This window comes from Hymenobacter ginkgonis (assembly GCF_009755225.1).
Classification (GTDB): domain Bacteria; phylum Bacteroidota; class Bacteroidia; order Cytophagales; family Hymenobacteraceae; genus Hymenobacter; species Hymenobacter ginkgonis.
In genome coordinates this window covers 535,565-549,675 of sequence record NZ_WQKZ01000003.1, presented here as the reverse complement: position 1 = coordinate 549,675, position 14,111 = coordinate 535,565, and the positions used below count along the sequence as shown (strand labels likewise).

13 protein-coding genes are annotated in these 14,111 nt (G+C 56.5%); 8 read left to right on the top strand and 5 right to left on the bottom strand.

Annotated features, from left to right (window positions below):
* The first annotated feature begins 83 nt into the window (after positions 1–83).
* Positions 84–1,934, top strand: a complete 1,851-nt coding sequence (locus GO988_RS13810; protein WP_198172731.1) for a LysM peptidoglycan-binding domain-containing protein — start codon at positions 84–86, stop codon at positions 1,932–1,934.
* Between the two features lie 94 nt (positions 1,935–2,028).
* Here the strand turns inward: GO988_RS13810 and GO988_RS13805 are convergent, their stop codons facing one another.
* The gene (locus tag GO988_RS13805) at positions 2,029–2,469 is read right to left on the bottom strand and encodes a hypothetical protein (RefSeq protein ID WP_157566403.1); all 441 of its coding nucleotides are present in this window, start codon (positions 2,467–2,469) and stop codon (positions 2,029–2,031) included.
* A gap of 321 nt (positions 2,470–2,790) precedes the next feature.
* Positions 2,791–4,269: a TlpA family protein disulfide reductase gene (locus GO988_RS13800; protein WP_157566401.1), complete on the bottom strand. Its 1,479-nt coding sequence runs from the start codon at positions 4,267–4,269 to the stop codon at positions 2,791–2,793.
* Positions 4,270–4,420: 151 nt separating this feature from the next.
* Between GO988_RS13800 and panB the strand changes: the two genes are divergently transcribed.
* The 3 genes from panB to GO988_RS13785 all read left to right on the top strand — a co-directional run bounded on the left by panB (position 4,421) and on the right by GO988_RS13785 (position 7,120).
* On the top strand, positions 4,421–5,236 hold the full coding sequence (gene panB, locus GO988_RS13795) for a 3-methyl-2-oxobutanoate hydroxymethyltransferase (RefSeq protein ID WP_157566399.1): 816 nt from the start codon (positions 4,421–4,423) through the stop codon (positions 5,234–5,236).
* A gap of 148 nt (positions 5,237–5,384) precedes the next feature.
* Positions 5,385–6,095, top strand: a complete 711-nt coding sequence (locus GO988_RS13790; RefSeq protein WP_317164869.1) for an RluA family pseudouridine synthase — start codon at positions 5,385–5,387, stop codon at positions 6,093–6,095.
* A gap of 251 nt (positions 6,096–6,346) precedes the next feature.
* Positions 6,347–7,120 (top strand): acyl-CoA desaturase, encoded by a 774-nt coding sequence (locus tag GO988_RS13785; RefSeq protein ID WP_157566397.1) that lies wholly within the window; start codon positions 6,347–6,349, stop codon positions 7,118–7,120.
* An 80-nt stretch (positions 7,121–7,200) separates the two neighbouring features.
* On the opposite strand, the gene GO988_RS13780 is transcribed toward GO988_RS13785, so the two are convergent.
* From GO988_RS13780 to GO988_RS13770, 3 genes are all read right to left on the bottom strand, one after another.
* Complete coding sequence (locus tag GO988_RS13780; protein ID WP_157566395.1) at positions 7,201–8,190, bottom strand: Hint domain-containing protein; 990 nt, start codon at positions 8,188–8,190, stop codon at positions 7,201–7,203.
* A gap of 72 nt (positions 8,191–8,262) precedes the next feature.
* Complete coding sequence (locus GO988_RS13775) at positions 8,263–9,426, bottom strand: pyridoxal phosphate-dependent aminotransferase (RefSeq protein WP_157566393.1); 1,164 nt, start codon at positions 9,424–9,426, stop codon at positions 8,263–8,265.
* 23 nt (positions 9,427–9,449) lie between these two features.
* Positions 9,450–10,973, bottom strand: a complete 1,524-nt coding sequence (locus tag GO988_RS13770; protein WP_232341515.1) for a flavin monoamine oxidase family protein — start codon at positions 10,971–10,973, stop codon at positions 9,450–9,452.
* A 361-nt stretch (positions 10,974–11,334) separates the two neighbouring features.
* Between GO988_RS13770 and GO988_RS13765 the strand changes: the two genes are divergently transcribed.
* From GO988_RS13765 to rplS, 4 genes are all read left to right on the top strand, one after another.
* Complete coding sequence (locus tag GO988_RS13765) at positions 11,335–11,889, top strand: 30S ribosomal protein S16 (RefSeq protein ID WP_157566389.1); 555 nt, start codon at positions 11,335–11,337, stop codon at positions 11,887–11,889.
* Positions 11,890–11,989: 100 nt separating this feature from the next.
* The gene (gene rimM / locus GO988_RS13760) at positions 11,990–12,556 is read left to right on the top strand and encodes a ribosome maturation factor RimM (RefSeq protein ID WP_157566387.1); all 567 of its coding nucleotides are present in this window, start codon (positions 11,990–11,992) and stop codon (positions 12,554–12,556) included.
* A 126-nt stretch (positions 12,557–12,682) separates the two neighbouring features.
* Positions 12,683–13,357, top strand: a complete 675-nt coding sequence (gene trmD / locus GO988_RS13755) for a tRNA (guanosine(37)-N1)-methyltransferase TrmD (protein WP_317164889.1) — start codon at positions 12,683–12,685, stop codon at positions 13,355–13,357.
* Between the two features lie 146 nt (positions 13,358–13,503).
* Positions 13,504–13,884: a 50S ribosomal protein L19 gene (rplS, locus tag GO988_RS13750; RefSeq protein ID WP_157566385.1), complete on the top strand. Its 381-nt coding sequence runs from the start codon at positions 13,504–13,506 to the stop codon at positions 13,882–13,884.
* The last annotated feature ends 227 nt before the right edge of the window (positions 13,885–14,111 follow it).

The following is a 14,111-nucleotide window of genomic DNA, read 5'->3' as shown; positions in this document are numbered from 1 at the left end:
AGTAAACGCTTAAACGCTGGGCCGGTAAAATGGCCTTAACTTGCCGCTGCTTGCCCCAGGGAACCCTTGACCAGCATCCCGTTATGAGAAAACTACTCCCCACCTTACTGCTGGGGCTGGCTGGCCGCTCGGCACTGGCCACCGCGCCGCCTACCGTGCCCGCCGCCCTCGACGCAATAGGGCTGCACCTAACGCTCGATGAGGAAGCCCGGCAACTAGTGCAAGCCAAAGTCAATAGTCTATGCCGCCACACGGCTTCACTCGAAGCCCGGGTGGCCCTGGCTGAGGCGGCGTTTCCGCTCATCGACCGGGTGCTGGCGGAAGAGGGCGTGCCCAGCGATTTTCGCTATTTAGTGCTGCAAGAGAGTGCGTTGCAAGGCAATGCTGAAAGCAACCATGGGGCTGTGGGCTACTGGCAGCTAAAGCGCGAAACGGCCCTCAGCCTCGGCCTAACCGTGGATGGCCAAGTAGACGAGCGCCGCCACTTGGTGGCCAGTACCCGCGCCGCCGCCCGCTACCTCACCCGCAACAACGCTAGCCTGCACAACTGGGCCAACGCCTTACTTAGCTACAACTTGGGCCTGGGCGGCGTGCGCTCTTACACCACTCCCGCCGATGCCGACGCTACCCAGCTAGTCGTCACGGCTCGTACGAGCTCGTATATTCTCGATTTTCTGGCCCAGAAAGTAGTGTTTGAGCCCGCTTGCGCGCAGCACGCGGTGCCCTTTGTGCCATGGCGCGAAGTGCCCGCAGCTCCTGGCCAAAGCCTCGCCCAGCAAGCAGCCACCTTCGCCACCGACCCCGATGCCCTAGCCCAGCTCAACCCTTGGCTACTAGCTAATAAGGTGCCGCAGGATGGCCATTCGTATACGTTGCTGGTTCCCCTGGGTGGTCCTACCCCCCCGCTAGCGGCTAGCCCAGTGCCGGTGACGGCCCCCGTTGCCTCGACCGCCGCGTTCAGCTACGTAAATGGAATTAAAGCGCTCTTGGCCCGGCCCGGCGATACTCCCACGTTGCTGGCAGCTCGTGGGGGGGCTAGCTTAGGTTTCTTTTTGAAAGTAAATGAGTTGGAGGCCGGCGAAGTACTCGTGCCTGGCGAGCCGTACTTTTTTCAGCGCAAGCGTGAAACGGCGGCGCAGGACTACCACGTAGTAGCAGCGGGCCAAACACTGGCGGCCGTGGCCCGTCACTATGGGGTATTGCGCCATGCCCTGCGCGCCTACAACCACCTGGACCCCGACGAAACTGTGCAGCCCGGCCTCGTGCTTTGGCTAAGCCACCAGCGTCCGCGCAGCTTAGCGCCCGAATACCAACCGCTGCCCGAAGCACGCCCCGCCATTGCCCGGCGGACGCCTACTCCTGCGCCGGCCCCTACCCCTCCGCCAGCGCCCGCCATCTCCGAAGACGATGCCGAACTGCTAGCTATCAACAACCTGCCAACCGAAATACCCGGACCGCCGGTAATTCCTTTGCCCACGCCACGAGCCGTGCTGGCCCCTACCCCCCCGCCCGCGGCGAAGCCCGTGGCGGTGGCGCCCGTAGCAGTGCCCCCGGTGCCAGTAGCAGTGGCGCATCCTGTCCTTCCTCCTCGCCCAGCGACTACCTCTACCAATCCCTACTTGGTGGCACCTGGCGAGACACTTTACGCGCTGGCACGCCGCGTGGGCGTGCGCCCGGCCGAACTAGCCGATTGGAATAATCTACCACCGGATGCAGCTTTACGAGCTGGCCAAATGCTGCGCCTGAGCCCCCCGGCTTCGGTACCAACACCGCCCGTAGCAAGCACCCCTGGTGCCTACGTAGTGGCAGCGGGCGATACGTTTTTTAGCATTTCGCGGCGCTACGGCTGTACCGTGGCTGAGTTGCTGGCCCACAACGGTAAAGATGAGCCGATTCTGCGCGTAGGCGAAACGTTGCGCGTACCCCGATTGTAAGCTAGGTGGCTGCCTTGGCCACTACCCAATTGGGCAAGGCCCTACCCCCGCTTATTTATTGCGGGTTAGCTACCAATAGTGCAAGGAAAGTCCCTTAGTTAAGCGTATTAAGCCAGCGAACAGCGGTGGGCTCTAGTTGGCGCTGGTCGCGTAGCCAGTCAAGGGCTAGCGCGCCATTCTTAAAAAAACAAGAGTAGAAATTGACTTTGGCGGCGCGCTGCCGCATGGCGGTCAAACCGCTACCGCCTACGTGCACCCAGTGGTGCGAGGCTGTTAAATAGGCCACAAACACGGGGCCTCCCAGCGCTTGAGAAGCCCGGGCAGCAAACTGCTGCGACAACCAATTGAGCAGGGTTGGCTCCGACCAATTTCGTTGGCTCAAGTCAAGCAGCCAGAACCGGCATTTGCCGCTCTTCAAGGCTTGGTCTAATACCAATTCGTAGGAGGTTAGCAGCTCAGCCGCCACCACTGGTTTGCTCCACTTTGCGCGCAGTACACCGCAGGTAAACTGTGGAGCATTTATAATAATTGACATTAATACTTAACGACCACAACCCGCTAACCGCTAGCGACTTGTATTTGAATACTACTAAACCACCTATAAATTTTCCAAGGAAAGATACACCAATTTTCTTGCGTGTCCTAGTACTCATCCTTGTTGGCGAATAGTAATCTCCATCTATATAGGCGATAGACCACCACCAGCACCTCTATTAGCTAACTACAAATCACCTTTATTTGCACCTAGTATTTTTTATGTGAAATAAGATAGCTTACCACTTTCACAAAAAAAGGAGCCTCGGCTAGCGCAAACTAGGCCAAGGCTCCTTTTTATAGGAATAGCTACTTGTAACTTTTACAGCTGCGCCAGCGATACGGCGCGGTAAGCCGCAGCGCGGCCCACTGCCGCTTTCAAGTCATCTTGCAGCGCGCGGCTGCTGATGGTGCGCGGGTGCAAGTCGAGCAGGGTACCATCTTCGGCAATAACTACGGCAGTTGGCAGCCGGTCGAGGCTGTATTCTTGGCGCACGGCAGCGCGTTGGTTAGCAGGCACGTAGGCTTGCACGCCGGTAAGGGCAGGGCTGGCACAGGCAATATTTTGCTGCCAATTATTAAGTGACTCATCCATGGCCACTAGTAGCACCACAATGGGTTGGCCGGCCAAAGCTGTGGTCAGTTCTTTTAGGTAGGGAATCTCGCGTTGGCTGGCTGGGTAGCGGCTATCCCAAAACATCAGGTATACCAGTTTGCCTTTGTAGGCAGCTAGCGATAAGCGGCGCCCATCGGCCAAGCGCAGGGGTAGGGCCGGCGCGGGGCTGCCAATCGCAAATGCTTGATGGTTGACCAGCTCGGTGCGCAGCTGAGCAACCAGTACGGGAGGCGCCTGGCCCGAAGCCGCGTAAGATTCTAACATGGCGTGGGCATGTACTACGTGCCCCAAGCGGATAGTTTCGAGCACTATACGACCCAAGATTACGGGGCGCGCATCGGCGTGCAGTAGATTATCGGCCAGTTGGTAGCAAGTGGGGAAGTACGCCGGGTCGGTGGGCTGGTGGCCGGTAGTGCGGGCCTGGTAGTGCACGTAGTCGAGCAGGAAATCTTGGTAGTTGGGGCTGGTAACCGCTACCTCATTACCGGGTAATAGGCCAGGCTCCCGCAAAAAATCGTAGTAGTTGTCTGCCAGTTGGAGGCGCGGCTGCCCTGGCACAGTTTGCTCGCGCAGGTCGGCAAAAGTGAGGCGGTCCTCTGCGTACGTGCAGTTAATGTCGGCTTCGGCGTAGGCCTGAAAAGCAGGTGTGAAGCCTGCATGCCGACCAAACTTTTTCAGGAGCGAGCGCTCGTGGTCGCGCCGATAGTCTAGGAAAGCGAGAAAGCCTTTTTCTGACAGCGAAATATTGTCTGGTAGCACCTGAAACGCATCGTTGTTGGCAAAGCGCCGGCCAAACTCCTGAAGGTAATTGTTGGCCGCAGCGGCAGCCCGGTGCGCCGCACCATCACCCGACTCAAATTTGCTGGTAGTGCTAAGTTCTGGTGCGTCACCTTTCAGTTCTAGCGCATCGCCAGGTTCTAAGAACACCGTTATTTCCTCGTCGCCATAGTTAAGCTGAGCCAACGTAGGCCGCTCTATTGGTAGTGCCAAGCGAAAATCGCCGTTGGGCTCTACATGGATGGCGCGTTGCTGTTGCTGAGCCGCCAGGGGCTGGCTCCACCAACTTACCACTAATTTTTCAGTCCCTGTATTATCTAAGTGGCCGCGTAGCTCGGCGGTGGTTTGTGCCATTACTGGGCACGCCAGCAGCGTTAGGCCCGTCAGCCAGAGAGATAATGTTTTCATTAAGAGAAGGATAGGTGGCAAACAACGAAGACTTAAAGCCTTTAGCTGTTCTTATAGCATTACGTCAGTATTGGGCTTGACGTTCCCAATCTACCACATAATTCCAAAATTGTCGCCAGCTTTGCGCCCCCAAACCACTTTTCCGACCCTCATGTCGCAGCACAAAGAAGTCAAGCTCGTTACTACCCACCAGATGCTGGCCATGAAGCAGCGGGGCGAAAAAATCTCCATGCTCACGGCCTACGACTTCTCGATGGCCCAAATTTTAGATGGCGCTGGCATCGATGTACTGCTCGTGGGCGACTCGGCTTCTAATGTGATGGCCGGACACGAAACTACCCTACCCATCACCCTCGACCAGATGATATACCACGCCCAAAGCGTGGTAAGGGCCGTGAAGCGCGCCTTTGTAGTGGTCGATATGCCCTTTGGCTCGTACCAGGGCAACTCGTCGGAAGCCCTACGCTCAGCTATCCGCATTATGAAGGAAAGCGGCGGCCACGGCATCAAGCTCGAAGGCGGCTCCGAGATTAAGGATAGCATTGTGCGCATCCTCACGGCGGGCATTCCGGTAATGGGCCACCTTGGCCTAACCCCCCAAAGCATCTATAAATTTGGCACCTATAATGTGCGCGCCAAAGAAGAAGCTGAGGCGCAGAAATTGGTGGAGGACGCCCACTTGCTGCAAGAAATAGGCTGCTTCGGGCTGGTGCTTGAAAAAATTCCGGCCGCGCTGGCCAAGCGTGTAGCCGAGGAGCTGACCATCCCGGTTATCGGCATCGGGGCCGGCCCCGATGTAGACGGCCAAGTGCTGGTAGTGCACGATGTACTGGGCATTACGAAGGAGTTTAAACCGCGCTTTTTGCGCCGCTATGCGGAGCTGCACGACATCATGACCGATGCGGTGCAGCGCTACGTGGCCGACGTGAAAAGCCGCGAATTCCCCACCAAAGAAGAAGGATATTAACGGCTGGCCTTATCTTCGCCACTGGTAGGCTAATCGGTGCCGAACGCAGTTCGGCCGGTAGCGCGCAACGGTATTTCCGGCGTGGGCCCCACTATTTTCTGGTTTCAGATTACTTCGCCGCACCGCTTGGTGCCGCGCCCTTTACTGCGTGAACCGCCCCAATCTCTGGTCCGAACAGAAAGAAATTCTGTTTGAAGACAACCATTTGCTCGTCATTAATAAGCCCGCTGGCATCTTGGTGCAAGGCGACGAAACCGGCGACGAGCCGCTCTCCAACAAAGCCGCTGAATACTTGAAATTCAAGTATAAGAAGCCCGGCGCTGCGTTTATTGGGGTAGCGCACCGCATCGACCGGCCCGTGTCGGGCATTGTCGTTATGGCTAAAACCAGCAAGGCCCTGAGCCGCCTGAACGAGATGTTTCGGGACAATCAGATGAAAAAAACTTACTGGGCGCTCACCGGCAAGCCGCCAGTGCCGGAGCAAGGCACGCTAGTGCACTGGCTGGTAAAAGACCCTATGCGCAACGTTACCAAAGCCTACCCCGAGCGCCACAGCCAGGGCCAACGCTCCGAGCTGAGCTACCAGCTGCTGGGGCCAGCTGGCAATCGCTACCTGCTGCAAGTGAACCCCGTAACGGGCCGGCCGCACCAGATTCGGGTGCAACTCTCGACCGGGCTAGGCCTACCCATCGTAGGCGATGTGAAGTATGGTTTTCTGAACCCGCTGCCCGATGTGAGCATTGCGCTGCACGCCCGGCAGCTCGAATTGCAGCATCCCGTCACGAAAGAGGCCTTGAAATTTGTGGCTCCCCTCCCCGATGCCCCGCATTGGGATGCGGCTCGGGCGCTGGCGCAGTAAGCGAAGAACTGACGTAATACCTAGCAAAAGCGCGGCCTTTTTTGGAGTTGTCTCCCGAAAAAGGCCGCGCTTTTGCCTACCTAGGCAGCGCGGCATTCGCCCTTGCAAGGGCCGTGTAACATTATGGCATTGTGACTTACACAAGCCATTCTGCCTAACCAATGGCCGTAATTTTGTCTTAACTGGTGAACCAAGCCACGCAGGATTAGCTTGTGCGGGCGGCGCTCACCTCACGTTTATTTCATTTCCGAATGGCCATACTGGTTTTCTTCGTAGCTCACTACTATCTGTCGCTGTTCACGCAGACATTTTACCTGCATCGCTATGCGGCGCATAAAATGTTCACGATGAACAAGTTCTGGGAGCGCTTCTTCTACTTGTTTACCTACATCTGCCAGGGCAGCTCGTTTTTGTCGCCGCGGGCCTATGCACTGTTGCACCGCATGCACCACGCCTACTCCGACACGGAGCTAGACCCACACTCGCCGCACTTCTCGAACAATGCGTTCGACATGATGTGGAAGACCAAAAACATCTACAACGATGTGCTCAACAACAAGAACGAGCTAGCAGAACGCTTTGAGGGCGACATTCCGCAGTGGAAAGCCTTGGAGGCTTTTGGTGGCACCGTGTATTCGCGCTTCGGCTGGGGCACGGCCTACGTGTTGTTTTACATCAATTTTGCTACGGCTTGGTGGCAGTACCTGCTCCTACCCATCCACTTTTTGATGGGCCCCATTCACGGTGCCATCGTCAATTGGGGCGGCCACAAATACGGCTACCAGAACTTCGATAACCACGACCAGTCGAAAAACACGCTGGCGTTGGACTTCTTGGCCTTCGGCGAGCTGTTCCAGAACAACCACCACAAGCTGCCCATGCGCGTTAATTTCGGCGTGAAATGGTGGGAATTTGACCCAACTTACGTAGCCATCTGGACGCTTGATAAGGCTCGAATTATCAAGATTAAGCGCAAGAATGTGCAGCCCAAGCAACGCACCAAAAAGATGGCTCAAGCTGCCTAGTCAGCAAACATTTACCTAAAAAAGGCGCTCTTATAAAAGAGCGCCTTTTTTATTGCTAAGCTGTCGAAAGGGCCTACCCCCTACTTCTGCATCACCATCACGCCGTTCACCATAAAAGTGCTTCCCTGGCTGGCCACCATGTTGTATACGGGCTGCACACCGCCTGCGTACTCCTGTTTGCGCAGCACCGTGTAGGGCGCGTAGGCTTGCGTGGCGGCGTTAAAGCAAATAATCTCTTCACCCACTTCTACTTCGCCAGCGGGCTTTTGGCCGGCGTGCGTTTGCATAGGGTGGTTGGGAGTAGCTTCGAGCACTTGGCTGGTGAGGTGGGTAGTAGTGCCGTGGTGGCTGGCCTGCTCACGCACGGCTACTACTTCGAGGCGTGTGAGCGCGTAGTTTTGGGCGGGGTGCACCAGCAACTCGTGCACTTCGGTAGTGGTAGCTTGGTGGGTAGCGGGGTCGATGGTGACGACCCGGTCGCCGGGCCGGATATCGCGCAGCAGCTTGGTAGCACCGTTTTCTAGCGCCACTTGCTGATGGCCGGGGAAACAAATGTCGTTGCCGTAAGTCGCCGATTCAGCCTTCAAGTCTTTGCCCTGGTTGAGCACTTTATACTGCTGAAAGCTCAGCTCCTTCGATAGCACGTAGGACAGCTTTAGCACAAAGTTTTTCTCCTCCTTGTCAATGGCGTGGATATCCTCAAAATACTGCTCCCACACGGGGCCAGCAGCCGTAAAATCGGGTACTAGGGCTTGGTAGCGCTTGCCTTTCTCGTTGGTGTAGAACACCAGCAGGCCGATTTCCTGCATGCCCTCTTTGGCGAGCAGTTTGTATAAATCTAGCCGTTTTTTGAGGCCATCATCGCCGGTAATAAAGTAAGGCTTGCGGCCCTCGTAGCGGTCGAGGATGTAGGCATTCTCAAACTTGACGTAGGTTTCGGCATCGGGGTCCTTTATCTGGAAAGCTTTGGCCTTCTTATACTCTTCGATGGTCAGCGGCCGCGGGTTGGGCTGGGCCGGCGCTACGCCGTTGAGCAGCAGCAAGGAAGCAACTAAAACTGTTTTGTGCATGTGGTAGATTTTCAGGTTGACAATGGCGGCAGAACTGCGCCGTGAGGTGCTGGGCTGCCCTACCCCCTCGGTTTAGGAAATCTGTTTGAAAGCGTCAGCAAAAGCCTGCATCTCGTCTAGGCGGCCAATGCTGACGCGACACCATTCTTTGCTGGCAAACTGCCAGTGGCGCACGCCTACCCCCCGCTTCATCATTTCATCCACGAAGCGCTTGCTGTCCATACGGAGCGGAAACATCACGAAATTGGTAAACGATGGAATGTGCTCGTAGCCTTCTTTTCTCAGGGTTTCATACAGAAATTGCTTGGAAGCCAAGGTTTTCTTCAACGCATCCTGCAAAAACACCTGGTCTTGGTAGCTCACCAGCGCTGCCCGAATAGCCGGAGCCGAAATGCTCATACCGCCCACCACGTAGTTGCTGAGCGTTTTAATGGTTTCGGGCTGCGCCACGATGTAGCCCACGCGCAAGCCCGCGAAGCCATGCAGCTTGGAGAAAGTGCGGGCCACGATAACGTTCTGGCCTTTTTTAACGGCATCAATCAGCGTCGTGCCCTGCGGGTCGGGCAAGTAGTCAATGTAGGCCTCATCCACAAAAACGGGCGCTTTTTTGGATACGCGCTCGCAGAAGGCCTTCAATTTGGCAGTTTCCAGCACGGTACCCGTCGGGTTGTTGGGGTTGCAGATGTAGAGCAGGGCCGTCTTGCCATCCACTTTTTTCTCCATCGCATCGAGGTCCAGCTTGTAATCGGCGGTGAGCGGCACGGGTATGATGGGCGTATTAAAATGCCGGGCTTTGTTGGGCAAGTCGTCGTACGACGGGTCGCCGGTGATGATGGCGCCCCCTTGCTTGCCGTAGTGCATAGCCGCTGCCAGCAGCAATGGGCTCGAACCCGCATCGAGCAGAATATGCTCGGGCGTAACGCCTTCGTAGGCCGCTATTTTCTGCGCCAACTCGCGGGCGTAGGCCATCGGGTACTGGTAGCTGGTAGCTACGGCATCCAGCATAGCTTGCTTGGCTTTTTCAGACGGCCCAAAGGGGTTTTCATTGGCCAATAGGCGGGCTTTTAGCTGGGGGACTTCGGCCAGCAGCGTGGCCTCTTCCGTTGGCTGGGGCGCGAGGGTAGGCGCTTCGGGTGCTTTGGCCAAAGCCCGGAGCCCGGTGGGCAGCACGGTGAGCCCACCGGCCAGCAGCGCGCTTGACTTCAGCCAAGCCCGACGATTCATTGAAGTAGCCATGTGTTTGGGGTAAAAGTTTGTAATCAATTGGTGCCGGTGGTGGGGTAAATGGTGTGCTGGTCGCTCAAGCGGCTATGCACGGCGGCCGTTACACTGCGCGCCGACTCGAACGCGCCGGCCATCCAGGCGGTGAGGTAAGTGGTGTGCTCGCCAGCGAAATACACATTTTTATCAGGCTTGAGCAACGCCCGGTAGTGCGTTTTGCGGTCGTCGGCGCCGTATAGCGCCCAGCCCCCGAGGCTGTAAGGCTGTTTCTGCCAGCTTACCGAAAAAGCCTGCTCGAACTCGGTGGGGTACTGGGGGTGAATGAGCGCGCCTTTTTGCAGGGCCAGCTGCTGGCGCTCAGCGTAGGTCAGGTCGCCGACTTTCTTAGCCTTCTCGTTGAAATTGTAGTAGCCCAGCAGAATCCCTTTCTTACTCAGGTAGTCGTATGAGGGGTAGAAAATCTGCGTCAACTCATTGTTGGTATGCGTGATACCACCAAAAATCTGCTCATCCTCTTCCCAAAACCGCCGCTTGAATTGTAGCCCAATTTTACCCGTCTGGATGTAGGGCACAAAGTCGATAGCCCGGCTCACATCGGCCGAAAAATTGTGGTTAACGTTGCTCAGTACCGGCAGGGGTAGGGTGCAGATGCACAAGTCGCCCAGCAGTTCGTGGGTACCTTTTTGGTCTTTATAGATGACCTTCACCCCTTCTGGCTGGTTTTGAATGGCCGTGACTTCGGCGCCGAGCTGCAAACTGGCGGCTACACGCTTTTCCAAGGCTTTAGCAATCTGGTCCATGCCTCCCGCCGCCTGGAACATGGTCATTTGCAGCTCATAACTGTACTCTGCTACGTTGTAGAAGTCGGGGTCGAGCAAGCCGGAGCTGATGATATCGACCAGCTTGTGTGGGTTAGCCAGCTTACCGGCCTTCTCGCCCGCACCGGGTGCCTCTAAGTAGCCCCGTCGGGCCGAAGCCTTGTAGAGCTTGTCTATATCGAGGCCACCCTCGGCCCGCAAGTACTCCAGCACCTTGTCCGCGTCTTCCGTCGTCAGGCCGGTGTTTACCTGGTGCTGGTCAACAGCTTTGGCGAGCAGCTCGCTCATGTAGCCACGCATGTCGTTGTGCACCTCGCGGGCGCGCACCTTCTTATTCGACAGCGGGCCCTTGCCCTCGGCGTAGTAGTAGGTGTTTTCGTTGACGTTATTATACACTTCCAGCGGCACGCCCAACTCCTTGCAATAGTGCATTGTAAGCTGGTGGTGATGCGGAATGCGCGAAGGCCCCGCATTGAAATACAAGCCGTTATCGAAGTGGGCTGTTTGCGCAGCGTTCGTAGTTTCTGCTGCGGCCGTGCCGTTGCGGATGCTCCAGCAGCGACCACCGGTACGGGTGCGTGCCTCCAAAATGGTACAGCGGTAGCCTAGTTTGGTTAGCTCATAGGCGGCCGTCATACCAGCCAGCCCAGCCCCCAGAATAATGATGTGCTTACCCTGGCCACTGCCCGGCTGCAAGTCGAAAGCATGTGCCGGCGCAGCGGGCAGCAGGTTTAACGCTAGCATGGCGGGGTAGGCCCCCGCGCCCAGCGCAGCGCTTCTCGCAAGAAAGCTTCGGCGGGATATAGCTTTTGACATAAAACAGAGTTTGACCCCAAAATCTACAGCCAATTTCTGGTTTTATGTGGTATTAATTTTAAATGAACCCTAAAATATAATGGACATAGTAACAATATTAGCTAATATTTTACGCTCTACCCCTCATTTTCAAATGGTCTCGCTAGCTAAAGCACAATTTCAGCAAAAAGCCCCCTCACATATTATTTAAGTAAACTTGTGCCAACCCGTATTCTTTTTGCGTACCTTTGCGGCCCCAAATAGTACCTCACCCAGACGCACGAGTTGCGTCGCATAACCACCAAGGTTTATGGCAGTTAAAATCCGCCTCGCCCGCCGTGGCCGTAAAAAGGCCGCGACTTACGACATCGTAGTAGCTGACGCCCGCGCTCCCCGCGATGGCCGTTTCGTAGAGAAACTCGGCACCTACAACCCTAATACCAACCCCGCTACCATCGTCTACGACGCTGACCGCGCCTTTTATTGGGTAATGAATGGTGCACAGCCCACCGAAACGGTGCGCGCTATGCTTGCTTACCGCGGCGTATTGCTGCGTCGTCACCTCCAGTTGGGCGTAACGAAAGGTGCGCTGACCCAGGAAGTTGCTGACCAGCGCTACCAGGCTTGGTTGACCGAGAAAGACACTAAAATCGAGGCCAAGAAGACTGGCCTGACCGACACCAAGGCCGAAGCCCGCAAGCAGCAGCTTGCCGCCGAAACCAAAGTGAAAGAAGCTCGCGCCGAAGCCTTGGCTCAGAAGCAGGCTGCTGCGCTCGCCGCAGCTACCCCCGCTCCGGCGGCTGAAGCCGAAGCTACCGAAGGCACGACGGAAACCGCCGAAACGTCGGCCGAAGACGCCGCGTAGTTTTCGGGGCAACCCCTTACGGAAGAACGTCATGCTGGGCCCGCCCCGGCATGACGTTCTTTTTTGAGGTGTTGCCTACCCCCCCTTTTCTCCGCAAGCCATGACCCTTGACGAATGCTTTGAGCTGGGCTTTATTGTGAAGCCGCACGCGCTGAAAGGCCAAATGACGGCCCAACTGGACGTGGACGATGCCGCCACCTACGACAAGCTTAAGACTGTTTACCTAGCGCTACCCGCATCGCCTACCAAGCTGACCGCCTACACGATAGAGCGTGTAAACCCGCAGGGCGGCTTGCGGGTGCTGCTTAAGCTGCGCGGCATCGAGCGCATTGAGGAGGCCGAGCCGCTACGGGGTGCTAAACTTTGGCTGCCCCTGGCTGAACTGCCTCCCTTGGCCGAACACCAGTTTTACTTTCACGACGTCATTGGCTTCCAAGTTATTGATGAGAAAGAGGGTGCGCTGGGCGTGGTAGAAAACTTCTACGAATTCCCGCAGCAAGACGTGCTGGCCATGCGCTACCAGGGCCAGGAAGTGCTGCTGCCCGTAGTGGACGAGCTAGTTAGCCACGCCGATATGGAGACTAAACAGCTGTTCGTCAATATGCCCGAGGGCTTGCTGGATATTTATATGAACCCCGGCGCCCACAAGAACCCTAACGCGGAATAAAACATCCAGACGGAGAACCACCTCGTTGTGACACCAAGCCAACGAAGATGGCGTGCTACTCTGTTTTGCAGCTGCTGGCCGTCTACAAAATTCGTGAAATCCGTTAAAATCCCCCGTTAATCCGTGATTCGGTTCGACATTCTCACCTGCTTGCCCGCCTTGCTCGAGAGCCCCTTCTCCCACTCCATCGTGAAGCGGGCACAGGATAAAGGCTTGGCGGAGATACATGTGCACGACCTGCGCGACTATGCTATCAATAAGCATGGCCAGCTCGACGACTATGTGTTTGGTGGCGGGGCAGGCATGGTGTTGCGCGTCGAGCCCATCGCGGCTTGGATGGATGAGTTGCAGGCCCAGCGGCCCTACGACGCTATTATTTACCTCACGCCCGACGGCGAAACCCTGCGCCAGCCGCTTTGCAACCGCCTGTCGCTGCTACGCAACGTCATTCTGCTCTGTGGCCATTACAAGGGGGTAGACCAACGCATTCGGGACCATTACGTTACCCACGAAATTAGCGTGGGCGACTACGTGTTGAGTGGCGGCGAACTGGGCGCAACCATCTTAGTCGATACGGTGGTGCGGTTGCTACCCGGCGTACTTGGCAATGAAGAATCGGCGCTGTCCGACTCTTTTCAAGACGACTTGCTGGCGCCGCCCGTATATACTAGGCCCGCCGAGTGGCGCGGGCGAGAAGTACCAGAGATTCTGCTTTCGGGCAACACGCCCAAGATTGAGGAATGGCGCCACGAGCAGGCACTGGCCCGTACCCAGGCACGCCGGCCCGATTTATTGCCTTAAAAGTTACTTTGAAGCGCAACCGGTCAGTTAATTAACCCACTAGCATTTGCTTTTGTGCGCTTAATTTTCTATCTTTGCGCTCCGTTTCGCAAAATACCAACCTGTGGGCAGCGGCGCTGCTCGCTTTGTAATTCTTTTTTTTCGCCATGAGCGTACTACTCGACTTTATTAATGCCGAAGGCCAGGAGCGCCGCGCCAGCTTTCCCAAGTTTGCTGCCGGTGACACCATCAACGTGCACGTGAAAATCCGCGAGGGCAACAAGGAACGCATTCAGCAGTTCCAGGGCGTGGTTCTTCAGCGTCGCAATCCCAGCAGCAACGGTGAAACTTTCACCGTGCGCAAAATCTCTAACCAAATCGGTACGGAGCGTATTTTCCCACTGTTGTCGCCTAACATCGACAAAATTGAGGTAATTCGCCGCGGCAAGGTGCGTCGCGCTCGTCTGTTCTACCTGCGTGGCCTCTCGGGCAAAGCTGCTCGTATCAAAGAGCGTCGCCGCGACATCGTGAAAGAAGTAGCGGCATAAGCTGCGCTTCGCTCGCCAAATATATAGCCGGCTTTCCCTGTGGGGAAGGCCGGTTTTTTTGTGGCTTTTGCTGACAAGCCGTTTGGCAACGTTATCGGCAACGATTGCGCAAAAAAGTGTAGCAAGCGGCTACGGCAACGAGTAGGTTTGCGAGAATCTGCCCGTTGCCGCACCTGTTTCTTCAGGTGGCTGGTACAGGCCCTACCCCTCCGCTTCCCACCCACGCC

Bases quoted from the DNA above. Each gene is read 5' to 3' on its own strand.
- panB (WP_157566399.1), top strand. From the start codon at position 4,421: ATGTCGCAGCACAAAGAAGTCAAGCTCGTTACTACCCACCAGATGCTG.
- GO988_RS13800 (WP_157566401.1), bottom strand. From the start codon at position 4,269: ATGAAAACATTATCTCTCTGGCTGACGGGCCTAACGCTGCTGGCGTGC.
- GO988_RS13775 (WP_157566393.1), bottom strand. From the start codon at position 9,426: ATGGCTACTTCAATGAATCGTCGGGCTTGGCTGAAGTCAAGCGCGCTG.
- GO988_RS13765 (WP_157566389.1), top strand. From the start codon at position 11,335: ATGGCAGTTAAAATCCGCCTCGCCCGCCGTGGCCGTAAAAAGGCCGCG.
- GO988_RS13780 (WP_157566395.1), bottom strand. From the start codon at position 8,190: ATGCACAAAACAGTTTTAGTTGCTTCCTTGCTGCTGCTCAACGGCGTA.
- GO988_RS13810 (WP_198172731.1), top strand. From the start codon at position 84: ATGAGAAAACTACTCCCCACCTTACTGCTGGGGCTGGCTGGCCGCTCG.
- rplS (WP_157566385.1), top strand. From the start codon at position 13,504: ATGAGCGTACTACTCGACTTTATTAATGCCGAAGGCCAGGAGCGCCGC.
- GO988_RS13770 (WP_232341515.1), bottom strand. From the start codon at position 10,973: ATGCTAGCGTTAAACCTGCTGCCCGCTGCGCCGGCACATGCTTTCGAC.
- rimM (WP_157566387.1), top strand. From the start codon at position 11,990: ATGACCCTTGACGAATGCTTTGAGCTGGGCTTTATTGTGAAGCCGCAC.
- GO988_RS13785 (WP_157566397.1), top strand. From the start codon at position 6,347: ATGGCCATACTGGTTTTCTTCGTAGCTCACTACTATCTGTCGCTGTTC.
- GO988_RS13805 (WP_157566403.1), bottom strand. From the start codon at position 2,469: ATGTCAATTATTATAAATGCTCCACAGTTTACCTGCGGTGTACTGCGC.